The organism is Pseudomonas sp. 50_B (genome assembly GCF_017491625.1).
Classification (GTDB): domain Bacteria; phylum Pseudomonadota; class Gammaproteobacteria; order Pseudomonadales; family Pseudomonadaceae; genus Aquipseudomonas; species Aquipseudomonas danubii.
The window spans coordinates 154745-178949 of sequence record NZ_JAFGYX010000002.1 but is presented as its reverse complement, the minus strand read 5'-3'; the positions used below and the strand labels follow the sequence as shown (position 1 = coordinate 178949).

At 48.9% G+C, this 24205-nt stretch carries 21 protein-coding genes and 1 pseudogene; 21 read left to right on the top strand and 1 reads right to left on the bottom strand.

All coding sequences use genetic code 11. The features are described from left to right. Positions 1-30: 30 nt before the first annotated feature. From serC to J5M73_RS03790, 21 genes and pseudogenes are all read left to right on the top strand, one after another. Positions 31-1116, top strand: a complete 1086-nt coding sequence (serC, locus tag J5M73_RS03890; RefSeq protein ID WP_102861003.1) for a 3-phosphoserine/phosphohydroxythreonine transaminase — start codon at positions 31-33, stop codon at positions 1114-1116. Beyond that, positions 1116-2210: a prephenate dehydratase gene (gene pheA, locus J5M73_RS03885; protein WP_016964092.1), complete on the top strand. Its 1095-nt coding sequence runs from the start codon at positions 1116-1118 to the stop codon at positions 2208-2210. Before serC ends, pheA begins: the two co-directional genes overlap by 1 nt. Positions 2211-2220: 10 nt before the next feature. Beyond that, complete coding sequence (gene hisC / locus J5M73_RS03880) at positions 2221-3333, top strand: histidinol-phosphate transaminase (RefSeq protein ID WP_102860849.1); 1113 nt, start codon at positions 2221-2223, stop codon at positions 3331-3333. Between the two features lie 28 nt (positions 3334-3361). Then, a complete protein-coding gene (locus tag J5M73_RS03875) occupies positions 3362-5569 on the top strand; it encodes a bifunctional prephenate dehydrogenase/3-phosphoshikimate 1-carboxyvinyltransferase (protein WP_102860850.1) in 2208 nt (735 codons plus the stop codon). Continuing rightward, positions 5566-6255 carry a (d)CMP kinase gene (gene cmk, locus J5M73_RS03870; RefSeq protein ID WP_011062580.1) on the top strand — a complete coding sequence of 230 codons (690 nt, stop codon included), beginning with the start codon at positions 5566-5568 and terminating at the stop codon, positions 6253-6255. Before J5M73_RS03875 ends, cmk begins: the two co-directional genes overlap by 4 nt. A gap of 121 nt (positions 6256-6376) precedes the next feature. Continuing rightward, positions 6377-8071, top strand: coding sequence for a 30S ribosomal protein S1 (gene rpsA, locus J5M73_RS03865; protein WP_007931318.1), 1695 nt, complete (start codon positions 6377-6379; stop codon positions 8069-8071). Between the two features lie 198 nt (positions 8072-8269). Further along, on the top strand, positions 8270-8551 hold the full coding sequence (locus J5M73_RS03860; protein WP_102860852.1) for a hypothetical protein: 282 nt from the start codon (positions 8270-8272) through the stop codon (positions 8549-8551). Positions 8552-8697: 146 nt separating this feature from the next. Beyond that, positions 8698-8988 carry an integration host factor subunit beta gene (gene ihfB, locus J5M73_RS03855; protein WP_102860853.1) on the top strand — a complete coding sequence of 97 codons (291 nt, stop codon included), beginning with the start codon at positions 8698-8700 and terminating at the stop codon, positions 8986-8988. Positions 8989-9587: 599 nt separating this feature from the next. Next, positions 9588-10712: a GDP-mannose 4,6-dehydratase gene (gene gmd / locus J5M73_RS03850; protein WP_102860854.1), complete on the top strand. Its 1125-nt coding sequence runs from the start codon at positions 9588-9590 to the stop codon at positions 10710-10712. A 1-nt stretch (position 10713) separates the two neighbouring features. Then, complete coding sequence (locus J5M73_RS03845; protein WP_207815057.1) at positions 10714-11691, top strand: GDP-L-fucose synthase; 978 nt, start codon at positions 10714-10716, stop codon at positions 11689-11691. 61 nt (positions 11692-11752) lie between these two features. Then, positions 11753-12313 carry a DapH/DapD/GlmU-related protein gene (locus J5M73_RS03840; RefSeq protein WP_242553879.1) on the top strand — a complete coding sequence of 187 codons (561 nt, stop codon included), beginning with the start codon at positions 11753-11755 and terminating at the stop codon, positions 12311-12313. Further along, a complete protein-coding gene (locus J5M73_RS31810; protein ID WP_146036382.1) occupies positions 12310-13497 on the top strand; it encodes a glycosyltransferase in 1188 nt (395 codons plus the stop codon). The genes J5M73_RS03840 and J5M73_RS31810 overlap by 4 nt, the downstream gene beginning before the upstream one ends. Continuing rightward, entirely contained in the window at positions 13494-14648 is a 1155-nt protein-coding gene (locus tag J5M73_RS03830) for a glycosyltransferase family 4 protein (protein WP_102860858.1), read from the top strand. Before J5M73_RS31810 ends, J5M73_RS03830 begins: the two co-directional genes overlap by 4 nt. 6 nt (positions 14649-14654) lie before the next feature. Beyond that, the gene (locus tag J5M73_RS03825) at positions 14655-15740 is read left to right on the top strand and encodes a glycosyltransferase (protein ID WP_102860859.1); all 1086 of its coding nucleotides are present in this window, start codon (positions 14655-14657) and stop codon (positions 15738-15740) included. A 39-nt stretch (positions 15741-15779) separates the two neighbouring features. Further along, a complete protein-coding gene (locus J5M73_RS03820) occupies positions 15780-17189 on the top strand; it encodes a mannose-1-phosphate guanylyltransferase/mannose-6-phosphate isomerase (protein ID WP_102860860.1) in 1410 nt (469 codons plus the stop codon). A gap of 9 nt (positions 17190-17198) precedes the next feature. Then, positions 17199-17966 carry a glycosyltransferase family 2 protein gene (locus tag J5M73_RS03815; RefSeq protein WP_102860861.1) on the top strand — a complete coding sequence of 256 codons (768 nt, stop codon included), beginning with the start codon at positions 17199-17201 and terminating at the stop codon, positions 17964-17966. After that, on the top strand, positions 17966-18910 hold the full coding sequence (locus J5M73_RS03810; protein ID WP_102860862.1) for an SDR family oxidoreductase: 945 nt from the start codon (positions 17966-17968) through the stop codon (positions 18908-18910). The genes J5M73_RS03815 and J5M73_RS03810 overlap by 1 nt, the downstream gene beginning before the upstream one ends. A gap of 414 nt (positions 18911-19324) precedes the next feature. Next, positions 19325-20341, top strand: coding sequence for a glycosyltransferase family 4 protein (locus J5M73_RS03805; RefSeq protein ID WP_102860863.1), 1017 nt, complete (start codon positions 19325-19327; stop codon positions 20339-20341). Between the two features lie 84 nt (positions 20342-20425). Further along, the gene (locus tag J5M73_RS03800) at positions 20426-22420 is read left to right on the top strand and encodes a nucleoside-diphosphate sugar epimerase/dehydratase (RefSeq protein WP_102860864.1); all 1995 of its coding nucleotides are present in this window, start codon (positions 20426-20428) and stop codon (positions 22418-22420) included. Positions 22421-22531: 111 nt separating this feature from the next. Next, a complete protein-coding gene (locus tag J5M73_RS03795) occupies positions 22532-22861 on the top strand; it encodes a helix-hairpin-helix domain-containing protein (protein ID WP_102860865.1) in 330 nt (109 codons plus the stop codon). 172 nt (positions 22862-23033) lie between these two features. Next, a pseudogene (locus J5M73_RS03790) lies at positions 23034-23474 on the top strand (SDR family NAD(P)-dependent oxidoreductase); the annotation flags it as partial. A gap of 23 nt (positions 23475-23497) precedes the next feature. Here the strand turns inward: J5M73_RS03790 and J5M73_RS03785 are convergent. Then, the gene (locus J5M73_RS03785) at positions 23498-24058 is read right to left on the bottom strand and encodes a TetR/AcrR family transcriptional regulator (RefSeq protein WP_102860866.1); all 561 of its coding nucleotides are present in this window, start codon (positions 24056-24058) and stop codon (positions 23498-23500) included. Between the last annotated feature and the right edge of the window lie 147 nt (positions 24059-24205).

Here is a 24205-nt window from a genome sequence, read left to right as displayed (position 1 = left end):
CGCTACCGTGAATGCATAGCGAGAGTGGATGTGAGCAAACGAGCCTATAACTTCTGCGCAGGTCCCGCTGCGCTACCTGAAGCTGTCCTGTTGCGTGCCCAGGCCGAATTGCTGGATTGGCATGGCAAGGGCCTGTCGGTCATGGAGATGAGTCATCGCAGTGATGAATTCGTCTCCATTGCCACCAAGGCCGAGCAGGATCTGCGTGATCTGCTGAATATCCCCTCGAACTATAAAGTGCTGTTTCTGCAAGGTGGCGCCAGCCAGCAATTTGCCCAGATTCCACTGAACCTGCTGCCAGAAGGCGGCAAGGCTGACTACATCGACACCGGTATCTGGTCGCAGAAAGCCATCGAAGAGGCTTCCCGCTACGGTCAGGTCAATGTCGCGGCCACTGCCAAGCCTTATGACTACTTTGCAATTCCCGGCCAGAACGAATGGCAGCTGTCGAAGGACGCCGCCTATGTGCATTACGCGCCGAACGAAACCATTGGTGGCCTGGAGTTCAGCTGGATTCCAGAAACCGGCGATGTTCCCCTGGTGGCCGACATGTCTTCCGACATCCTCTCGCGCCCTGTGGATATCTCCCGTTTCGGCATGATCTACGCCGGCGCGCAGAAGAACATCGGTCCTAGCGGCATCCTGGTGAACATCATTCGCGAAGACCTGCTGGGGCGTGCCCGTTCCCTGTGCCCGACCATGCTCGACTACAAGGTCGCTGCGGATAACGGCTCGATGTACAACACGCCGCCGACCCTGGCCTGGTACTTGTCCGGCCTGGTGTTCGAATGGCTGAAGGAGCAGGGCGGGGTGGAAGCCATCGCCAAGCTCAACGAAGTCAAGCAGCGCACCCTGTATGACTTCATCGATGCCAGCGGCCTGTACAGCAACCCGATCAACAAGTCCGACCGCTCGTGGATGAACGTGCCGTTCCGCCTGGCCGACGATCGCCTGGACAAGCCGTTCCTGGCTGGCGCCGAGGCTCGTGGCCTGCTCAACCTCAAGGGCCATCGCTCGGTGGGCGGCATGCGCGCCTCCATCTATAACGCCGTGGACATCAACGCAGTCAATGCGCTGGTAGCCTACATGGCGGAGTTCGAGAAGGAACACGGCTGATGTCTGAGCAAGAACTCAAGGCCCTGCGCCTGCGCATTGATGCTCTGGACGAGAAGGTCCTGGAGTTGATCAGTGAACGTGCGCGCTGTGCTCAGGAAGTTGCCCGGGTGAAGATGGCTTCCCTGGCAGAAGGCGAAGTGCCGGTGTTCTATCGTCCCGAGCGCGAGGCTCAGGTGCTCAAGCGGGTGATGGAGCGCAACCAGGGGCCGCTGGGCAATGAAGAGATGGCGCGTTTGTTCCGCGAAATCATGTCTTCGTGCCTGGCGCTGGAGCAGCCGCTGAAGGTGGCTTATCTCGGTCCCGAAGGCACCTTCACCCAGGCTGCGGCCATGAAGCATTTCGGTCATGCAGTGATCAGCAAGCCGATGGCGGCGATCGACGAAGTGTTCCGCGAAGTGGCGGCCGGTGCGGTTAATTTCGGCGTGGTGCCGGTGGAAAACTCCACCGAGGGCGCGGTCAACCATACCCTCGACAGCTTCCTCGAACACGATATGGTGATCTGCGGCGAAGTCGAGCTGCGTATCCACCACCATCTGCTGGTGGGCGAGAACACCAAGACCGACAGCATCAGCCGTATCTATTCCCATGCCCAGTCCCTGGCCCAGTGCCGCAAGTGGCTGGACGCCCATTATCCGAATGTCGAGCGCGTGGCGGTGTCCAGCAACGCTGAGGCGGCCAAGCGGGTCAAGGGCGAATGGAATTCGGCGGCTATCGCCGGCGATATGGCAGCGGGTCTGTATGGCCTGACGCGACTGGCAGAGAAAATCGAGGATCGTCCGGACAACTCCACGCGCTTCTTGATGATCGGTAATCAGGAAGTGCCGCCGACTGGCGACGACAAGACCTCGATCATTGTCTCCATGAGCAACAAGCCCGGTGCGTTGCACGAGCTGCTGGTGCCGTTCCACGACAACGGCATCGACCTGACGCGCATCGAGACCCGACCCTCGCGCAGCGGCAAATGGACCTATGTGTTCTTCATCGACTTCGTTGGCCACCACCGTGATCCGTTGATCAAGGATGTGCTGGAGAAGATCAGTCAGGAAGCAGTGGCACTCAAGGTGCTGGGTTCCTACCCGAAAGCGGTTCTCTGAGGCTTTAACAATGAGTGGCGACTTCCTCGCACTGGCACAACCAGGCGTGCAACAACTTTCGCCTTACGTTCCGGGCAAGCCCGTGGACGAATTGGCTCGTGAGCTGGACATCGATCCGGCCACCATCGTCAAGCTGGCGAGTAATGAAAACCCGCTGGGCGCCAGCCCCAAGGCGCTAGCAGCGATTCGCGACGAGCTGGCGGAGCTGACCCGTTACCCTGATGGCAACGGCTTTGCTCTCAAGTCCCTGTTGGCCGAGCGCTGTGGTGTGGAGATCCAGCAGGTAACCCTGGGTAACGGTTCCAACGACATTCTGGAGTTGGTGGCTCGCGCCTATCTGGCGCCAGGCCTGAATGCCGTGTTCAGTGAACACGCGTTTGCCGTCTACCCCATCGTGACCCAGGCAGTCGGTGCCCAGGCAAAAGTAATTCCCGCCAACAACTGGGGGCACGATTTGCCGGCCATGCTCCAGGCGATCGATGAGCAGACCCGTGTGGTGTTCATCGCTAATCCGAACAACCCGACAGGGACATGGTTCAGTGCCGAGGCGCTGGATGAGTTTCTTCAGGACGTGCCTGCCCATGTGCTGGTAGTGCTGGATGAGGCCTATATCGAGTATGCCGAAGGCAGTGACCTGCCTGACGGTCTGGACTTTCTGGCAGCCTACCCGAACCTGCTGGTGTCACGGACCTTTTCCAAGGCCTATGGTCTGGCGGCCTTGCGGGTTGGTTATGGTCTCTCGACCCCGGTGGTGGCGGATGTGCTGAATCGGGTGCGTCAGCCATTCAATGTCAACAGCCTGGCTTTGGCGGCGTCCTGTGCCGCCTTGCTGGACGAGGATTACCTGGCTGAGAGCCGTCGACTGAATGAGTCGGGCATGCAGCAGCTGGAGGCGGGTTTCCGCGATCTGGGGTTGAGCTGGATCCCTTCCAAGGGCAATTTCATCGCCGTGGATCTGGGGCGTGAAGCTGCGCCAGTGTTCCAGGGGTTGTTGCGTGAAGGTGTGATTGTGCGTCCGGTGGCTAACTACGGCATGCCGAACCATTTGCGCGTCACCATTGGCTTGCCTGCGGAAAATACTCGCTTCCTTGAGGCTTTGGCCAAGGTTCTGGCCCGTGGTTGATGTCATTCCAATGCAATCTGCTGTGCCTATGATCGGTCGCCTGGTAGTGATCGGCCTGGGGTTGATTGGTGGCTCCTTTGCCAAGGGGTTGCGCGAAAGTGGTGTATGTCGCGAAGTGGTCGGTGTCGATCTGGATCCGCAGTCCCGCCAGTTGGCGGTTGAGCTGGGGGTGGTGGATCGCTGTGAGGAAGACTTGGCTCTGGCTTGCCAGGGTGCCGATGTGATTCAACTCGCGGTACCGATCCTGGCCATGGAAAAACTGCTGGCAATGTTGGCTTGCATGGATTTGGGGGCGGCGGTGCTGACCGATGTTGGCAGTGCCAAGGGTAATGTGGTGCGTGCGGCGCAGGCGGCCTTTGCGGGTATGCCAGCTCGGTTCGTCCCGGGGCATCCTATTGCCGGCTCCGAGCAGAGCGGCGTCGAAGCCTCCAATGCGCAGTTGTTCCGTCGTCACAAGGTGATTCTGACGCCTCTGGAGCAAACCGATCCTGCCGCGCTGGATCTGGTCGACAAGCTTTGGCGTGAGTTGGGGGCTGATGTCGAGCACATGCAGGTCGAGCGCCACGACGAAGTTCTGGCAGCGACCAGTCACCTGCCGCACTTACTGGCATTTGGTCTGGTCGACTCCCTGGCCAAGCGCAGTGAAAATCTCGATATCTTCCGTTACGCTGCGGGCGGGTTCCGCGATTTCACGAGAATCGCCGGCAGCGACCCGGTCATGTGGCACGACATCTTCCTCGCCAACCGCGAAGCAGTTCTGCGCACACTCGATACATTTCGCAACGATCTCGACGCCTTGCGCGACGCGGTCAATGCAGGGGACGGGCATCAGTTGTTGGGCGTATTCACTCGCGCCCGGGTTGCCCGCGAGCATTTCGGTAAAATCCTGGCCCGCCGGGCCTATGTGGACGCTATGAACTCCAACGATCTGATTTTCCTGGCAAATCCTGGTGGCCGCCTGTCTGGGCGGATTCGTGTACCGGGCGACAAATCGATTTCCCACCGTTCGATCATGCTTGGCTCCCTGGCTGAGGGCACCACCGAAGTCGAGGGGTTTCTCGAGGGTGAGGATGCTCTGGCGACGCTGCAGGCCTTCCGCGATATGGGGGTGGTCATTGAAGGTCCGCACCATGGGCGTGTGACTATTCATGGTGTGGGTCTGCATGGCTTGAAGCCAGCGCCGGGCCCGATCTATCTGGGTAACTCCGGCACTTCGATGCGCCTGCTCTCCGGTCTGCTGGCTGCGCAGAGCTTCGACAGCACCCTCACGGGGGACCCCTCGCTGTCCAAGCGTCCGATGAATCGCGTGGCCAACCCGCTGCGGGAAATGGGTGCGGTGATCGAGACAGCGGCCGAGGGTCGCCCGCCAATGGTGATTCGTGGTGGTCACAAGCTCAAAGGGCTGACCTACACCTTGCCAATGGCCAGTGCCCAGGTTAAGTCCTGTCTGCTGCTGGCTGGCTTGTATGCTGAGGGGAAGACCACAGTCACAGAGCCAGCACCGACCCGCGACCATACTGAGCGTATGCTGCGTGGTTTTGGCTACCCGGTGAGTGTTGACGGTGCAACTGCATCGGTTGAGTCGGGCGGTAAGCTCAAGGCAACTCATATCGAAGTCCCGGCAGACATTTCTTCTGCGGCGTTCTTCCTGGTAGCTGCTTCCATCGCCGAAGGCTCTGAGTTGGTGCTGGAGCATGTGGGAATCAACCCGACCCGTACTGGCGTGATAGATATCCTGCGCCTCATGGGCGCTGATATTCGTCTGGAAAACCAGCGCGAAGTCGGCGGTGAGCCGGTTGCCGATTTGCATGTGCGTGCTGCCAAGCTCAAGGGGATCGAGATTCCTGAAGAGTTGGTGCCATTGGCGATCGACGAATTCCCTGTGCTATTCGTAGCTGCCGCCTGCGCCGAAGGGCGTACTGTGCTGCGTGGCGCGGAAGAGCTGCGGGTCAAGGAGTCCGATCGTATCCAGGTAATGGCTGATGGCTTGCTGACCTTGGGAGTCAAGTGTGAGCCAACTCCTGACGGCATCATTATTGAGGGTGGCCAGATTGGGGGCGGTGAAGTGCACGGTCATGGTGATCACCGTATCGCCATGGCATTCAGCGTTGCTTCGTTGCGTGCCAATGCGCCGATTCGTATCCACGACTGTGCGAACGTTGCTACCTCGTTCCCGAACTTTCTTGCGTTGTGCGCGCAGGTGGGGATTCGTGTCGCGCAAGAGGCTCAGTCGTGAATATCAAGGCGCCCGTGATCACCATTGATGGGCCAAGTGGTTCAGGTAAAGGCACCATTGCTGGCAAGCTGGCCAAGCATCTGGGTTGGTGCCTGCTGGATTCCGGGGCTCTTTACCGGCTGCTGGCTTTCGCCGCACGCAATCATGGCGTTGACCTGACTAACGAAGAGTCGCTGAAGTTGTTGGCAGCTCATCTGGATGTGCAGTTTCTCGGCGCCACTGAAAATCATCCACAGCGGATCATCCTCGAGGGCGATGATGTGACCGACGACCTGCGCAATGAGCAGGTTGGAGCCTGGGCGTCTCAAGTGGCAGCGCTGCCGGCTGTGCGTGATGCCTTGTTACAGCGTCAGCGTGCATTCCAAGAGCCGCCGGGCCTGGTTGCGGATGGTCGCGACATGGGCACCGTGGTGTTTCCTGATGCGCCATTGAAGATTTTCCTGACTGCCAGTGCCGAGGAGCGTGCCCGTCGGCGTTACTTGCAGTTGAAGGGAAAAGTCGATGGTGTTAGTCTGTCGAGTCTGCTAGATGAGATACGTGCGCGCGACGAGCGCGACACCCAGCGAGCGGTAGCCCCGCTCAAGCCGGCGGCCGACGCCATACAGCTGGATTCCACGGAGTTGTCCATCGATCAGGTGTTGCAACGCATCTTGAGTGAGATCGCCATCCGCGATATCGCCGGGTGAACAAGGAGGATCGCGGGGGACCAGTCATAGTCCTGCGATCTTTCTTTTATATGAACGTAACCCACATTGTCTGGGATGTGGCAGATGGGCGTATTCTTCGCCCTTATCAACAGGAATTAAAATGAGCGAAAGCTTTGCGGAACTCTTTGAAGAAAGCCTAAAAACCCTGAACCTTCAGGCAGGCTCCATCATCACCGGTGTTATCGTCGACATCGACTACCAAGCGCGTTGGGTAACTGTTCACGCTGGTCTGAAGTCTGAGGCACTGATCCCGCTTGAGCAGTTCTACAACGATGCTGGCGAACTGTCCATCAATGTTGGTGATGAAGTTCACGTTGCTCTGGATTCGGTTGAAGACGGTTTCGGTGAAACCAAGCTCTCCCGTGAAAAAGCCAAGCGCGCTGAATGCTGGATCGTTCTGGAAGCAGCCTTCGCAGCCGAAGAAGTGGTCAAGGGCGTTATCAACGGTAAGGTTAAAGGCGGCTTCACAGTCGACGTTAACGGCATCCGTGCGTTCCTGCCAGGTTCTCTGGTTGACGTCCGTCCAGTGCGCGACACTACGCACCTGGAAGGCAAAGAGCTCGAGTTTAAAGTCATCAAACTCGACCAGAAACGCAACAACGTTGTCGTTTCCCGTCGTAGCGTCCTCGAAGCCGAGAACTCCGCTGAGCGTGAAGCTCTGTTGGAATCCCTGCAGGAAGGTCAGCAAGTCAAAGGTATCGTCAAGAACCTCACCGACTACGGCGCATTCGTTGATCTGGGCGGCGTCGATGGCCTGCTGCACATCACTGACATGGCTTGGAAGCGTATCAAGCATCCTTCCGAAATCGTCAACGTTGGCGACGAGATCGATGTCAAGGTTCTGAAGTACGATCGCGAGCGCAATCGTGTTTCCCTGGGCCTGAAGCAACTGGGCGAAGATCCATGGGTTGCTATCAAGGCTCGTTACCCAGAAAGCACCCGCGTTACCGCTCGTGTAACCAACCTGACCGACTACGGCTGCTTCGCTGAGCTGGAAGAAGGCGTGGAAGGTCTGGTGCACGTTTCGGAAATGGACTGGACCAACAAGAACATCCACCCTTCGAAAGTCGTACAAGTCGGCGACGAAGTGGAAGTTATGGTTCTGGACATCGACGAAGAGCGTCGTCGTATCTCCCTCGGCATCAAGCAGTGCAAGTCCAACCCGTGGGAAGACTTCTCTGGCCAGTTCAACAAGGGCGATAAGATCTCCGGCACCATCAAGTCGATCACCGATTTCGGTATCTTCATTGGTCTGGACGGTGGCATCGACGGTCTGGTTCACCTGTCCGACATCTCCTGGAACGAAGTGGGCGAAGAAGCCGTACGTCGCTTCAAGAAGGGCGACGAACTGGACACCGTTATCCTGTCGGTTGACCCAGAGCGCGAGCGTATCTCCCTGGGTATCAAGCAACTGGAAAGCGATCCGTTCTCCGAGTACGTTCAAGAGAACGACAAAGGCGCAATCGTTAAGGGTGTTGTAAAAGAAGTTGACGCCAAAGGCGCCATCATCACCCTGGCTAACGATATCGAAGCTACTCTGAAAGCCTCCGAAATCAGCCGCGACCGCATCGAAGATGCGCGTAACGTTCTGAAAGAAGGCGAAGAAGTTGAAGCCAAGATCATCAGCGTTGACCGTAAGAGCCGTGTAATCCAGCTCTCGATCAAGTCGAAAGACGTTGAAGACGAGAAAGAAGCTATCCAGAGCCTGCGCGACAAGCCAGCTGCTTCGGATATCGCTGCTGGTCCTACCACTCTGGGCGACCTGCTGCGTGCACAGATGGAAAAGCAGAACTAAGTTCTGTCAGACCATAAAAAGGGCGACTTCGGTCGCTCTTTTTTTTGCTCCAAAATCGTTAGTTTGAGAGTTCTCCGCAAGGGAAACCAACACGTACCGTGAGCTGTCTCTTTCTTAGGTGGCCGGCTGCGTATTCGGAGCTAGGCTTTGCCTTGGATGTGCATCATTCGAGCAGCAGGGGCTGCTATAAGGAAGAGCATGAGCAGGCTGGTTATGATTGTTTTGGTTCTTTTGTTGGTTGGTTGTGCGACCAATGTAAAGACTCATGCTGTTCGTGGGGTCGGTGGTATTGAGATCGATTGTTCAGGTTTGGGAGCGGATTGGGGGCAGTGCTACAGGCGTGCTGCGAGCGAATGTAAGGCTGGTGGTTACAAAATCATCACTAAGTCGAGCGACGCCAAGGACGAGGAGGGAGATTTTCCCTTCGGCTGGAATCCGGCGGGGTACCTCACGCGTACGATGCTCGTGATGTGTCGATAGAAAGGCCTGAGTTTACATGTCTGCGTCTCTATCACTGGCAAAAGGAGTTTGTGTTATCTGCGCAGTTCTTGGGCTGTTCAAAACCTTCAGAGCATGCTAAAACCTTTTGAGCACTGACCTAGCTGCTTGAAAAAGAAGGGAAAAATATGACGAAGTCGGAGTTGATCGAACGAATTGTCACCCATCAAGGGCTGCTGTCATCCAAGGATGTCGAGTTGGCTATCAAGACTATGCTTGAGCAAATGTCTCAGTGTCTGGCTACTGGGGATCGAATAGAGATTCGAGGGTTTGGTAGTTTTTCCCTTCATTACCGTGCTCCGCGTGTTGGGCGTAATCCTAAAACAGGTCAATCTGTTAGTTTGGATGGGAAGTTTGTGCCTCACTTTAAGCCGGGTAAGGAATTAAGGGATAGAGTCAATGAGGATGATATTATCTAATGGTCTTCATTTTTTATTCGGATGCCGTAAATGCATGATGGTGCTGACTTGAAATTGGAGTGGATAAGTATGCCAGAATGAATTTCTTCTTCGTGAGAAGTTCTATTTTTTTTTGGGGGGGGGATGTATTTTTTTGCCGAAGTATTCGGTGGTTTTTGCTAGATTGCCCGCCCACATGCTTTATATTTTGAGTTGTCAGGTCATCGCTAGTTGATTTGGCCAGCAGTAGCCTCTAATAGCATCCTTGTATGAAGGTTGCCCATCCTCGGTGCAAAATAACGCTGGAATTGTACGGCTCCTATTGCTAGGGTTCTGCTTGTTTTTTAGATGAGTATGCGCTCTTAGACGTTTCGATATTGCCAGAGTGTAAAACTGGCATCAAAATACAATGATGTTACATGGTATATACCCAAGCATTGATAATCGAAGAGATTCTGTTGATGATGAAAATGTGTAGGCTCATCTTCGTATCTGTCAAGGGCTTTCAGTTACGCCATTATGCCTTTCTTTGTTTTTTCGGATAATTATCTTCTGTTGACATTTTTTTTTGTTTGTGATTTTTTTTGGCAATATCAGAACTGTAGATTTAGGAAGTGGAAATGACAGCTAAAAAAGCATTGATTACTGGTATTACAGGGCAGGACGGATCATACCTGGCAGAGTTTCTGCTGGAAAAGGGTTATGAGGTCCACGGTATCAAGCGTCGTGCTTCTTCCTTTAATACCCAAAGAGTAGATCATATTTATCAGGATCCACATGTTGATGATCAGCGTTTTATTTTGCATTATGGTGATTTAACTGATTCTTCAAATCTAACTCGGATCATTCAAGAAGTTAAACCTGATGAAGTCTACAACTTAGGGGCTCAGTCCCATGTTGCTGTAAGTTTCGAGTCTCCTGAATATACTGCGGATGTTGATGCAATGGGGACGCTGCGTATCTTAGAGGCAATCCGTTTATTGGGGCTGGAGAAAAAAACCCGTTTTTATCAAGCTTCGACCTCGGAGCTTTATGGGCTAGTTCAGGAGGTTCCGCAGCGTGAAACAACTCCATTTTATCCACGGTCCCCATATGCTGTTGCAAAACTATATGCTTACTGGATTGTTGTAAACTACAGAGAGGCATATGGAATGTATGCCTGTAACGGAATTCTTTTTAATCATGAATCACCACGTCGCGGTGAAACCTTTGTTACTCGAAAAATTACTCGGGGATTAGCCAATATTGCTCAAGGTCTCGAGCAGTGTTTGTATATGGGGAATATGGATGCACTTCGTGACTGGGGACATGCCAAAGATTACGTACGCATGCAATGGATGATGCTTCAGCAAGATAAGCCTGAAGATTTTGTAATAGCTACTGGTGTGCAATATTCTGTTCGTGATTTTATTTTATGGTCTGCCGCCGAGCTAGGAATAAAAATTCGTTTTGAGGGAAGTGGCCTAGAAGAAAAAGGCTTCATTGAGTCTATCGTGGGGGATAGCGCTCCGTCGTTGAAGCCAGGCGACGTGATTGTGCGTATCGATCCGCGCTACTTCCGTCCTGCCGAAGTGGAAACATTGTTAGGTGATCCTACTAAAGCTAAAGTGAAGTTAGGCTGGACTCCAGAAATTACGGCTCAAGAAATGTGTGCTGAGATGATCTGTGAAGATCTTAAGGTAGCCAAACGACATGCGCTGCTGAAGAAGCATGGTTACGATCTGCCTGTTTCTTTGGAGAACTGATATGACTAATTATCAGGAAGACGGCATATTTATTGCTGGTCATAATGGGATGGTTGGCTCCGCCATAATGCGTCGGTTGCAAAGTCTGGGTTATAAAAATCTAATCACTCGAGATAGAAACGAATTAAATCTTCTTGATCAGCGGGCTGTTGAAGGTTTTTTTTCTAAAAATAAAATTAAACAAGTTTACATGGCTGCGGCGAAAGTAGGGGGTATTCATGCGAATAATACCTATCCCGCAGAATTTATTTATGAAAACTTGGTAATGCAGACTAATGTGATTAACTCTGCGCATATGAATGGTGTGCAGAAATTGCTCTTTTTGGGGTCCTCTTGCATTTATCCTGTAGCAGCTCCTCAGCCAATGGCTGAAAGTGATTTGTTGCAGGGGAAGTTGGAGCCAACAAATGAGCCCTATGCGATTGCGAAGATCGCTGGAATCAAGTTGTGTGAAAGTTATAACCGTCAATATGGTCGAGACTATAGAAGTGTAATGCCGACTAATTTGTATGGCCCTAATGATAATTATCATCCAGATAATTCTCATGTGATACCTGCGTTACTTCGTCGCTTTCATGAGGCTGTTTTGTATAATAAGGATGAAGTGGTTATTTGGGGGAGTGGCTCGCCGAAGCGTGAGTTTCTACATGTCGACGATATGGCCAGCGCGTCAGTCTATGTTATGGAACTGTCGCGAGATGTTTATGAGCGGCACACTCAGCCTATGCTCTCACACATTAATGTTGGAACTGGCGAAGACTGTACTATTCGAGAGTTGGCAGAGACAATTTCTCAGGTTACTGGATTTAAAGGTAGGGTGATATTTGATGCCACTAAACCTGATGGGGCTCCTCGAAAGCTAATGGATGTTTCACGTATTGAACTTTTAGGCTGGAAGTCAAGTATCAACTTGAGATCCGGGTTGCGTGAGGCGTATGAATGGTTTTCAGAAAATGGGCTTAAAGCTCGCTCAAGCTGATTAACAATCAGTCTGTTAGTTATGTGTAATTCGACCACCGCATATTCTTGCAGAGCGAGAGTTGGGGTGGTCAGTTTTTTGTTTCTTTGTATTATTATCCAAGGTGCTCATTTTAGATGAGTTGAGTATTATGCTGAGGCATTTAATAAATTTAGTTCTTTCTATATTACCTCCTTCTCGTTTTTTTGGCCTACGATACTTGCTGTGGCGTATTGCCGGTGTGAATCTTGCGAGAGGAGTGAAGTTTTGTGGCCGCGGCTGGATATATGGTCGAGGTTCTTTAAGCATTGCAGAGAGAACCTGGTTGAGTCCAGGTGTTGTTTTTCATACTAACATAGAAGCTGAAATAAGATTAGGTTCTGATTGTGATATTGGGCCAGGCGTAGAGTTTGTTTTAGGAAGCCATGCCATTGGTGGTGAAGCTCGACGAGCTGGTCAGGGTATTGCTCGTCCAATATTAGTAGGCAATGGTTGTTGGATTGGGGCAAAAAGTTTGATTCTTGGTGGTGTGACAATTGGTGATGGGGCCATTATCGCCGCTGGTTCTGTTGTGGTTCGCGATGTTCCTAAAAATACATTAGTTGCGGGTGTCCCCTCCATTGTAAAGAGGCAATTGCAGTGAAAAAACCAGTTGTGCTCATAGTTTGTAATGCATTGGATGATGCAACTCGTACCGAAAGGGGAATTGGTAGCGACAGTCCTGCAGCATCTCGTAAAGTATTTATGCTGTGTCAGGCATTGCGTACCGCCGGAGCGAGGCCCTATGTTTTGAGCTTGGGTCGAGGTAGTACTAATGGGGCACTTAAATATTACGGCCGTAAGGCTAAGAGAGTTAATGGTATATCTGTTATTTATTCTTCTTTCTCTCATGTCCGTTTTTTTTCTCAAGTGCTTTCTCTATTCTCATTGATTGGAATGTTGTTTCGTCTTTCAAAAAGTCCCTCAAGGTCAGTTGTTTTTTATAATAGGATGAGTGCCTATCTGCCTCTTCTTTTTATTTCTGTTTTTACGGGTTATAGACGTTTCTTGGACTTAGAAGATGGTGAAAATTTCAATGCAAAGCAAACTGTAATAAAAGTTCGATGGAATCGCTTCTTGGTGTGGGTTTATGATCGGTACTGTTCGAATGGGGCCCTTCTTGCTTGTAGCGCTTTGGCCAGTAGAACGGCTATTCGACCTATTCATTGCTACTATGGTTCTGTCTCAACTCCTAAAGTTAAGTGTATTTCATGGTTGGAGCCTGAACGTCATGTTTTGATGGGGGGAACTCTTAGCGCGGATACGGGCGTAAATTTACTAATTGATACTGTTCGTATGCTTCGTAGAAGTGAGGAGCTCTGGGTTAAAAAACTGTCCTTTCAAGTTACCGGTAAAGGTGAAGGGTTAGATGCTCTTAAGCAGCTAGCGTTAGAAGATGGTTTTCCTAAAGTTACGGTTCATGGCCGTACAACTAATCTTGAATATATAGAAATCCTTGAGCGATGCTGTGCTGGTCTGGCATTGAAACCTATCGGCGGCGAGATGGCCGACACAACTTTCCCATCAAAGGTCATTGAGTTTGCGGAAGCTGGGCTATTGGTGATAAGTACGGATATCAGTGATGTCCGTAAAGTTTTGGGGGAGGGTGCCTTATACTTAGGATCAAATGATCCGAAAGAGCTAGCAGATATATTGAAGCTGGTTGTCGATGACACGGATTTAGGCCGAAGTTGTGCTGAGAAAGGTAGCTTGATTGTCCTTGAGCGTTGTTCACCTTTGTCGGCTGGTCAGGCGGTCCTTGATTTCATTACTGGGGAGATATCATGACTCAACCCCGTTCTTTCATCACTTGGCAACCAGTTTTGACTGATCATCAGGCTTATACTTATGAGGAGCTTTCCCAACAAGCAAAGTCTCCTTTGTTAGCTTATGTCTTGACACTTGAGGATAATACTCGTCGTTCTCAAGGTTGGCTTGATACTCAAGTCGGGTCTATAGATAGAAGATTAATCCCACAAAAAAAATGGATGCAATATTGTTACAGGCATATGCGTGAGCATCAAAGGGATGTTCATATATTTGGAAGTGCCTTCCAAAGTATTAAGATGATTTACTGTTTGTTACTGGCAATTTGGTTCAAGGTCGAATTTTATCTCGTGTCCGAACCATACTCACCTATTTCTCTTGGCTATTTTTCTGAAGATAAGTTTGCTATTGCAAATATTAAAGCTAGAGCACGACCTTATATCTACAGGCTTTATGCCTTAGTGCTTAATCGTTGGGTTTCAGGGGTGTTTGCAATATCAAAAAAAGCAATTATTCAATACACTAAAGCCGGTATCTCTAGTGATAAAATATTTCCATTTGGCTATTTTATACCTTCATTGAAGTCTGATTCTCCAGGGCCGTCAGGGGTATATTCAAAGAATGAAAAACTTCGAATTGTTTTTGTGGGAGCCTTGATTGCAAGAAAAGGGTTGGACTTGCTAATAGATGCTGTTAGCAGCTTAGGTGATCGTGTTGTGCTTGATGTCTATGGTTCAGGGGAGCCACGACTTTACAATATTGATGGTGTGACGGTTAGGTACTGTGGAGTAATTCCTTTTGGCTCCGCTCAAGAAGTGATTGCACGATATGATGTTTTGGTACTACCGAGTAGGCACGATGGCTGGGGAGTTGTCGTGAATGAGGCTATATGCGCTGGCGTTCCTGTAATTTGTAGTGATCAAGTTGGAGCAAGTGTTATTTTAGAGCGTTTTACTGCTGGTATGATTTTTAATATTCAAGAGCCTCATTCACTTAAAAAAACGCTTGAGGTTTTTTTACAGGACTCACAGCTCTCTCAAGAGCTAACCTCTGCTACAAATGTCGCGGCTATCGCAATTCAACCTGATGTTGCTGCAGGTTACATGCTGTCTATAATGCAGGTAAAGGGTTTAAAGCGAAAAGAAGTTTCTTCGCCCTGGTATTTGGAGTAGTTTTTTATGAGCGTAAAGAACGTTCGTTTACATCTAACAAATATTGCGGGATTGGGGGCAGTGCAATTGCTGAAGTCGTTGCTACCAGCACTTGAGCAATGTGAAAGTATCAGACTTAAGGAACTCTATCTTCCAAGTGTTGGAGAGCTTTCTGAGTATGTGGTCGATGATAACTCTATAAATAAATTCTACTATAGAAGGTATCTCCCGAATTCGATTTCTCGTTTTTTGGAATGTGTATTCTTCGGTAGACGCTTTGGTGGAGACACTCCTCTTTTGGTTATGGGGGATCTGCCTATTCGTTGTAGTGCAAAACAAACAGTTTTTGTGCAAAATTCGCACTTGTTAGTTCCTGATAAGATTAGTTGGAATAAATCAAGTCTAAAGTTTTTGGTTTTTCGGTGGATATTTTCTCTTAACATAAGATATGCACAAGCATTTATAGTCCAGACAGCGCTAATGCGTGATGCTCTTATTAAATCTTATCCTTCGTTAAGAGCACGAGTACATGTTGTACCTCAACCTGTACCTAACTGGCTTCTTAACGCAGGAGTAGTGCGTGGGGGACGAGTCGTGGCAACTGATGCTCCGTTACGTTTGTTTTATCCAGCTGCCGACTATCCACATAAAAATCATAAACTACTGGATAGTATACAAGCTAATAGTGCATCACAGTGGCCAGTCGAGAGCCTTGAGTTAACCATTGAGCAAGAGGCTCACCCTGCTAAGGATATTTCCTGGATTCATTGCTGTGGGCGGCTATCGTCGCAGAGAATGTTAGACTCTTATAATCTTGCTGATGCTCTTTTGTTTTTGTCTAAAGATGAAAGCTATGGTTTTCCGCTTGTTGAAGCGATGTTTATTGGCATTCCTATAGTTTGTCCCGATCTTGAATACGCCAGAGCCCTGTGTGGAGATCAGGCTATATATTTTGTGGTTGATGATGTCGAGTCTTTGAGATGTGCAGTTGATGAGTTACATAGAAAGCTATCTACTGGGTATTGGCCCGATTGGAGCGAGCAATTGAAGATGATTCCAAAAGATTGGGAGTCTGTTGGGCGAAGAATTCTAGAAATTGCTGTTGAAAAATAAATTACTGCTATGATTTTAATTTAGTTGAAGAGAAAATCTATGTTAGTTCCGATAATTATGGCAGGTGGTTCGGGCTCTCGTCTATGGCCGCTCTCCCGCCAGCTAAATCCTAAGCAGTTCCTGTGTTTGGCAGATGCTGAAATGTCCATGTTGCAAGCGACTATCGCTCGCTTGAACGGTTTGGAAACGGCTACGCCACGCGTGATTTGTAATGAAGATCACCGTTTTCTGGCAGCCGAACAGTTAAGGCAACAAGGTCTAGAAAAGTTTAATATTCTATTGGAGCCCGCTGGTCGGAATACCGCACCTGCAGTTGCGTTAGTTGCAATTCAAGAATGTTTGAATGGTCAAGATCCTATATTGCTTGTTTTGGCGGCTGATCATTTAATTAATGATGTTGTAGCCTTTCAATCCTGTATTCATAAAGCACTGCCATTAGCTATTGATGGAAAGTTGGTTACCTTTGGCATTAACCCTACTCATCCTGAAACAGGCTATGGTTACATCCAGAAGGGTGCAGGCTTAGAAAGTGGTGGTTTTGAAGTGGCTCGATTTGTCGAGAAACCACCTCAGGAATTGGCTAACTCGTATTTGGAGAGTGGCTGTTATCTCTGGAATAGTGGCATGTTCATGTTTCGTGCCAGCCGTTATTTGTGTGAGCTAGAGCATTTCCGCCCTGACATCCTGAGCGCTTGTCGTGAAGCTTTGTGCAAGGGGGAGCAGGACATGAATTTCACTCGGGTGGGACGTGATGAGTTTGAAAAATGTCCAGATGAGTCGATTGACTATGCGGTGATGGAAAAAACGAAAGATGCAGTTGTTGTGCCAATGGATGCTGGCTGGAGTGATATTGGTTCTTGGGCCGCATTATGGGATGTAGGAGATAAGGATTCTCAGGGAAATATTTGCCGTGGTGATGTAATAGTAGAAGGCTCTACTAATAACTATATCTATTCTGGAAGTCGTTTGGTTAGTACTGTTGGAGTCGATAATCTAATCGTTGTAGAGACCAAGGACGCGGTTCTGATTGCTCATAAAGAGCATGTTCAAGAAGTAAAGAAAATTGTTGAAAAGCTAAAGTCCTCTGGTCGTTCCGAATATAAGAATCATCGGGAAGTATATCGACCTTGGGGTGTCTATGATTCTATAGACAATGGTGCTCGCTATCAGGTCAAGCGTATTACGGTTAATCCTGGTGCTAAATTGTCATTGCAAATGCATCATCATCGAGCGGAGCATTGGGTTGTTGTTAGTGGTACAGCAAAAGTTACTAATGGTGATAAAGTTTATCTAGTTGCAGAAAATCAATCTACTTATATCCCTATAGGGCAAATGCATACTCTTGAAAATCCAGGTGTAATTCCATTAGAGCTGATTGAGGTACAGTCTGGTTCCTATCTTGGGGAGGATGATATTGTAAGGTTTGAAGATTTGTATGGCCGTGTCTAAGAGGTGTGCTTGAAAATCTCTATTGTTACCGTTTGTTATAATAGTTCTTCTACTATTAAAGATACTATTGAGTCGGTTTTGTCTCAAGATTATGTCGATGTTGAATATATAGTTGTGGATGGTGGTTCTAATGATGGAACTATCGATATAGTCAAATCTTACGGAAATAAAATAAGTACTTTTGTAACAGAAAAAGATAACGGGATCTACGATGCGATGAACAAAGGTGTCGCTTTAGCTACTGGCGATATCGTAGGGATATTGAATTCAGACGATTTTTACGAAAGTGAAAGCATATTGTCTTATGTGGTTGGTGCATTTGATAAAAAACCAGAAGTTGATATTGTTTTTGGCGATGTTGTTTTTGTTGAACCGTCCGACCTAAAGAAAGTTACGCGGTTTTATCGTGCTAATAGATTTTCTGTATGGCGATTGCGTTTTGGCTGGATGCCTCCTCATCCTGCTACTTTTATTCGTAAATCTGCATATGAAAAGGTTGGTGCTTATTCGCTTAAATACAAAATTGCTGCTGACTACGAAATGTTCGTTCGTCAGCTTTATGTACATGGTTTGAAGTATTTATATATTAATAAAGTCCTTGTGCGTATGCGCTCGGGCGGTGTTAGTACTTCTGGGTTTAAGAGTAGTTTGAGGCTTAATTTAGAGATAGTGACTGCTTGCAGGAACAATGGTTTGTATACGAATATATTTATGGTGCTTTTAAAGCTCCCCTTCAAACTGTATGAGTTGTTCCGTAAGCCTAGGAGTATGAGGTAATGATGCATGTGTTTCTAACTGGGGCAAGTGGTTTTGTCGGAGGGGCAGTTTTACAGCGCTTAGCTTCACTTAATGATATTAAAGTTACCGCCGCTGTTCGTAAATCTAGTTCTCCTTTGCAATGTGCTGTACATGATGTCGTTAATTTAGAAACTGAAAACGTCTCGCTGCTTGGTGTTGATGTTGTCATCCATACTGCTGCAAGGGTTCATGTAATGGATGAGTATTCGCCCAATGCTTTGTCCGAATACCGTAAGGTGAATACCGAGTGGACATTAAATTTGGCGCGGGAGGCATTGGCGAGTGGAGTTAAAAGATTTATTTTTTTAAGTTCAATCAAGGTCAATGGTGAAGTTACAAGCTCCGATCGACCATTTCGTGCCGATGACGAGCCTGCGCCTTCTGATTATTATGGAATCTCGAAGCTTGAGGCGGAACAGGGTTTACTGGAGATAGCCGCTGATTCAGAAATGGATGTTGTGATTATCAGGCCTGTTTTAGTTTATGGTGATGGAGTAAAAGCTAACTTTTATAATATGATCTCCTGGTTAGATCGCGGAATTCCATTACCTTTTGGCAGGCTGGTGAATAAACGTAGTTTTGTTGCATTGGATAATTTGGTTGATTTGATTTTTACTTGTATGAATCACCCTGATGCATCTAATCAAGTATTTCTTGTCAGTGATGATGAAGATTTAACTGCGACTCAGCTTTTTCAACGTGTTGGAAGGGCTTTGGGGCGTAATACTTGGTTGCTGCCAGTTCCTACGTTTTTACTACGTGCGATTTTTCAGGTTCTTGGTAAAAAGTCTCAGGCTCAGCGTCTTCTTGGTTCTTTGCAAGTTGATGTCGAAAAAACTAGGAAGGTTCTTGGATGGCAACCGGTGATTGGGGTTGACGAGGCATTGAGAAAAACGGTTGATGGGTTCAAGCGTAGAAAATAATTAAATCAGTTGTAGAGCTTGAATTAAGTGCTTTTTACGTGGAATTGCTTCTGTCGTTACTAATGGATTTGCAAGTTTTAATGGCGGGGTTTGTTTTTTATCTTTTTAGTCATATTTTTGTTTTTTTGAGGATGGTTGAAGATAGTCAATATCTGCTTTTTTTGGTTTTATGCGAGTAAGATAACGCGTTGCAGACGGTCTACTTGATCTTGAAGTTGGCTGTCTTAGGAGTATTAGTCGCTGAATATCGATTTTTTGTGAGTTGTTTTTTGAGGCTATAGTGCTAAAAATGTTTTTTAGCTCATTGGTCGCTGGTATAGGTTTCGCCATTTTTGTCTAGTCGTGTAAAATCAAAGACCACTCCTGGCCATCGATGTAGCTTTATCAGGTATTGGTAATGTTTCGGGGAAACTCATGATTGTTGTTTTTTTTGTGGCGGTTCTCGTCTGTTCGCTGCTTTTGACCGGATCTCTACGTAGATATGCTATCGCTCGCAGTTTGATCGACATACCTAATGAGCGAAGTTCTCATTTGTTGCCAACACCTCGCGGTGGTGGGGTGGCTATTGTCGTGAGTTATCTGGCAGCTCTGCCTCTACTAGCTTTGGAAGGCTTTGCGGCTTGGCCTAGCGTTATAAGTTTGGTAGGCGCCGGAACGCTGATTGCCATGGTTGGATTCCTTGATGATCATGGGCATATCGCTGCCAGATGGAGATTACTTGCCCATTTTTCTGGGGCGGGTTGGGCCTTGTGTTGGCTGCAGGTGGTCCCCTCCGTTGATGTATTTGGCGTTGTTCTTGATCTGGGGTGGGTAGGATATTTATTGGCTGCCGTCTATCTTGTCTGGTTGCTTAATCTCTATAACTTCATGGACGGAATTGACGGGATTGCCAGTATTGAGGCAGTGAGTGTTTGTATTGGCGCTTGCTTGGTTTATTGGTTGAGTGGAGAAAACGAGCTCGTTTCAACTCCTTTATTGTTAATTGCTGCTGTATCAGGGTTTCTGTACTGGAACTTCCCTCCCGCACGTATTTTCATGGGGGATGCAGGCAGTGGTTTCTTGGGATTGATCCTTGGGATTCTGTCTCTTCAGGCAGCATTGGTATCCCCTCATCTAATATGGGTTTGGCTAATTCTGCTCGGCGTTTTTATTGTAGATGCGACGTTCACGCTGCTCCGCCGTTTTATTCGTGGAGATAAGATCTACGAAGCGCACCGTAGTCACGCTTATCAATATGCATCTCGTCATTTTAAAGGTCATTTACCCGTTACTCTTGCTATTGCTACTATAAATACTCTTTGGTTACTACCTATTGCCATATGCGTAGGTGTATTCGGGCTGGATGGAATATTAGGTCTTGTGATTGCTTATTTTCCTTTGGTTTTTCTTGCCGTAAAATTTAATGCGGGAGCTACAGAGAAATCCAGTTGACTTGATATGTGCCTTCTAGATGGTTGATTTTTGTTGTGCATTATTCTTGGGCTGGTTTTTGAGGGATTGAGGTGAAGTTAAGATATGGAAAAGATACGGTCATTTTTATTGAGTCGTTCTCGTAGAAAAAAACGTGTGCTCCAGGTGGTTGTTGACGTTTTTCTGGTGTGGGCTGCGTTGTGGATGGCTTTCGTTGTTAGGCTGGGGTTTGAAGAGTTAGATAACCTTTTTTTTCTTCATCTTTGGCTGTTCATAAGTGCACCGATAATTGCTATTCCTCTATTTGTTCGGTTTGGAATGTATCGGGCCGTCATGCGTTACTTTGGTAATGATGCTCTTATTACGATTGTAAAGGCGGTAACTTTATCTGCTTTGATTCTTTCATTGGTTGTTTATCTTTATAGCAATCACCAGGTCGTGGTTCCACGTTCAATCGTGTTCAACTACTGGTGGTTGAGTCTAGTGATGATTGGTGGTTTAAGATTGGCTATGCGCCAATATTTTCTCGGTGATTGGTTCACGACCGCACAGCACGTACCATTCACCAACCGGGATGATGGTTTACCCAAGGTAGCTATCTATGGCGCTGGTTCGGCAGGTAATCAGCTAGTTGCAGCGCTACGATTGGGACGTTTCATGCGTCCAGTTGCATTTATCGATGATGACGACAGTATTGCCGATCGGATGATTGCTGGTTTGCAGGTATACAAGCCCAAGCACTTGCAACAGATGATAGACGAAACGGGAGCAGAAGAAATACTTCTAGCGATTCCCTCATCTACTCGTAGTCGTCGTAGAGAGATTCTTGGTTTTCTTGAGGACTTTCCCCTTCATGTTCGAAGTGTTCCTGGCTTTATGGATTTGGCCAGTGGGCGAGTGAAGGTTGATGACATTCAAGAAGTGGACATTGCGGACTTGCTTGGGCGTGACTCTGTACCTGCTCAAGGCGATTTGTTGGCGCACTGTATAAAAGGGAAAACTATTCTGGTGACAGGTGCCGGCGGATCTATTGGATCTGAGCTTTGCCGACAGATTTTGTCCTTGGGCCCCACTGCTCTGATTCTGCTCGATCATAGCGAGTTCAATCTCTACAGTATTTTGTCTGAGCTTGAACTGCGTGTGTCGCGGGAGGCTCGTATTGTAAAATTGCTCCCTATTCTAGGCTCCGTGCGTAATTACGAAAAGCTGTTATCTGTCATGAAAACCTGGAGTGTCGAGACGGTTTATCATGCTGCTGCTTATAAGCATGTACCGATGGTTGAGCATAATATTGCTGAAGGTGTACTTAATAATGTGATGGGTACGCTCAACACGGCGCAGGCCGCTTTGCAATCCGGTGTGGCTAATTTTGTACTGATTTCTACTGATAAGGCTGTTCGCCCAACTAACGTAATGGGGAGTACCAAGCGTTTGGCGGAACTTACTCTGCAGGCGTTGAGCAAAGAAGTCGCGCCAGTGTTATTCAATGACTCTTCAAATATTTCAAGGGTAAATAAAACCCGTTTCACCATGGTGCGTTTCGGTAATGTATTGGGCTCTTCAGGCTCAGTCATTCCACTGTTTCGCAAACAGATCAAATCAGGTGGTCCGCTGACGGTCACTCATCCGAAGATTACGCGCTATTTCATGACTATTCCGGAAGCTGCTCAGCTGGTTATCCAGGCTGGATCGATGGGGCAGGGCGGTGATGTTTTTGTGCTGGATATGGGTGAGCCGGTGAAAATCGTCGAGTTGGCGGAAAAGATGATTCATCTCTCCGGGCTGAGCATACGCTCGGAAAAAAATCCTCATGGCGATATCGCTATCGAGTTTACCGGCCTTCGTCCTGGTGAAAAGCTTTACGAAGAGTTGCTGATTGGCGACAACGTAGTGGCGACTCAACACCCAATGATCATGAGCGCCAATGAGGATCATCTGTCTTGGGATGTGCTTAAGGCCAAGCTCAGCGAACTCCTTGCAGCGCTTGAGTTAGATGATTATGCAAGAGTTCGACAACTGCTTCGTGAGACGGTGAGTGGTTATACCCCGGACGGTGAAATCGTCGACTGGGTTTATCAACAGCGGCGTCTCAAACCTTGAATCTACACAACCGGTAACCCTCCTGCTTTTGACTTGCCTGCGGCATCACCTAGGTTTGGAAGGCAGCTTCGGAAAAGCTGTTTTCCTTACTCGATGTCATGGAGCGTCACTATGCGTAACTCTTATCTCTCCTCGCTGATCTTTGCCGTTCTAGCCAGCCTTTCGCTTGCAGCTCAAGCAGCGCCTGCTGTCAAGGCGCAGACTGTTGCTCCTGAGGCAGTGGAGCAGGCAACGCCTCAAGTCAGCAAAATCAACCTCAATACCGCCGATATGGCTGTCCTGCAGCGCGAGCTATTTGGAATTGGCGAGGCCAAGGCCAAGGCGATTGTCGCTTATCGTGAAGAGAATGGTCCCTTTGCTTCGGTGGATGAACTGCTTGAGGTCAAGGGTATCGGCAAGACTATCCTGGAGCGCAATCGAGACAAGCTCGTCGTCAACTGACTTGATCAAGTAGCAATCGAAGGTCGGTCAGTGACCGGCCTTCTGTATTTCGGGCGGGTTTGGTGCCTAGCCATGAATCTCAATCAACAGGCAATTTTTTCATGGTGCTGCAAGAGTATTGTGCATGTAATATTTTTCGCTCTCCGGATGTTCCAATCGGAGGCGTCCATTACTTTCAAGATTGTCAGGAGCGGCCGCGACGAGTTTTTTCGCGGTCGGGCGCAGGGCGATCATCAAAATTGTCTCAGTGGTCGCGTTAATCCCGGAGCGTTTCAATGCGACTTACAGTGCCGCCAAGGCTTACGTGCTAAGCCTGACTCAGTCACTGCCGGCTGAGTTGAAAGGCAATGACGTTCAGGCTCAGGGGAGCTTGCCTGGCGTTACTTGTACCGAGATCTGGGAGCGTTCAGGCTTGGAGGCTAAGGCCATCCCCCTAGAGATGGTGATTGAGGCGACTGAGATGGTGGACGCGGCATTGAGTGGTTTCGACCAGAGAGAGTTGATCACGCTACCTTCGTTTCCCGCTCCGGCGGACTGGCAAGCACTGGTCGCCGCGCGCCTGGCCTTGGGGCCCAATCTTTCCAGGAACAGTGCCGCCGCGCGTTCCAATTAAGGCGGCCCATGGAGCGGGTTGTATTATTCCTGCTCCTGTTTCTTCAGGCCCTCACTGACGACTTCCAGTATCTGTACCGCCAGTTCAGGACTTTCCACGCTGCGCGAGAGCATCAACGCTCCCACCAGGGTCGACATGATCATCAGGCTGCGTTGCGCCTTATTTTCACCTTCCAGAGTCGCTTCCACTTGGGCAAGTCTGGCATTGAGCACTGCATCGGTGGTGGGGCTGGGTTGGCCGCGCTGGCCGAGTTCCGAGCTCATGGTTGGTAGTGGGCAACCTTGATGGGGTGAGCTGCGATGCCACTCGGAAAGGTAGTTGTCGATAAACGCCTGCAAGGGCTGTTCTTGTGCGAACAGAGTTGCGCAGTGGGCGTCCAGGTCTTGGGCAGCTGCGCAAAGGGCTTCTTCTACCAGCTCATCCTTGGACTTGAAGTGGGAGTAGAAACCGCCATGGGTCAGGCCCAGTGCCTTCATCAGTGGTTGTAATCCCGTTCCCCCTATTCCATCACGACGAAAACGTTCCGAAGCTTCTTTGATAATGCGTTGATGTGTCTGGGCTTTATGGTCTGCTGAATAACGCATTTGAGAAACCTCCACAACTAGAGCGCTATTTTAACCAAGGATCATCAGATCACGCCCCTACTTATCAGTGGGTGTTTTGCGTATTTACAGCGTTCCGACAGGTAGGGCGAGTGTTTGCAGGACCCTCAGGAATTGGCACGATAAGTG

Bases quoted from the DNA above. Each gene is read 5' to 3' on its own strand.
- pheA (WP_016964092.1), top strand. From the start codon at position 1,116: ATGTCTGAGCAAGAACTCAAGGCCCTGCGCCTGCGCATTGATGCTCTG.
- hisC (WP_102860849.1), top strand. From the start codon at position 2,221: ATGAGTGGCGACTTCCTCGCACTGGCACAACCAGGCGTGCAACAACTT.
- J5M73_RS03875 (WP_102860850.1), top strand. From the start codon at position 3,362: ATGATCGGTCGCCTGGTAGTGATCGGCCTGGGGTTGATTGGTGGCTCC.
- rpsA (WP_007931318.1), top strand. From the start codon at position 6,377: ATGAGCGAAAGCTTTGCGGAACTCTTTGAAGAAAGCCTAAAAACCCTG.
- J5M73_RS03860 (WP_102860852.1), top strand. From the start codon at position 8,270: ATGAGCAGGCTGGTTATGATTGTTTTGGTTCTTTTGTTGGTTGGTTGT.
- ihfB (WP_102860853.1), top strand. From the start codon at position 8,698: ATGACGAAGTCGGAGTTGATCGAACGAATTGTCACCCATCAAGGGCTG.
- gmd (WP_102860854.1), top strand. From the start codon at position 9,588: ATGACAGCTAAAAAAGCATTGATTACTGGTATTACAGGGCAGGACGGA.
- J5M73_RS03845 (WP_207815057.1), top strand. From the start codon at position 10,714: ATGACTAATTATCAGGAAGACGGCATATTTATTGCTGGTCATAATGGG.
- J5M73_RS03830 (WP_102860858.1), top strand. From the start codon at position 13,494: ATGACTCAACCCCGTTCTTTCATCACTTGGCAACCAGTTTTGACTGAT.
- J5M73_RS03825 (WP_102860859.1), top strand. From the start codon at position 14,655: ATGAGCGTAAAGAACGTTCGTTTACATCTAACAAATATTGCGGGATTG.
- J5M73_RS03820 (WP_102860860.1), top strand. From the start codon at position 15,780: ATGTTAGTTCCGATAATTATGGCAGGTGGTTCGGGCTCTCGTCTATGG.
- J5M73_RS03810 (WP_102860862.1), top strand. From the start codon at position 17,966: ATGATGCATGTGTTTCTAACTGGGGCAAGTGGTTTTGTCGGAGGGGCA.
- J5M73_RS03805 (WP_102860863.1), top strand. From the start codon at position 19,325: ATGATTGTTGTTTTTTTTGTGGCGGTTCTCGTCTGTTCGCTGCTTTTG.
- J5M73_RS03800 (WP_102860864.1), top strand. From the start codon at position 20,426: ATGGAAAAGATACGGTCATTTTTATTGAGTCGTTCTCGTAGAAAAAAA.
- J5M73_RS03795 (WP_102860865.1), top strand. From the start codon at position 22,532: ATGCGTAACTCTTATCTCTCCTCGCTGATCTTTGCCGTTCTAGCCAGC.
- J5M73_RS03785 (WP_102860866.1), bottom strand. From the start codon at position 24,058: ATGCGTTATTCAGCAGACCATAAAGCCCAGACACATCAACGCATTATC.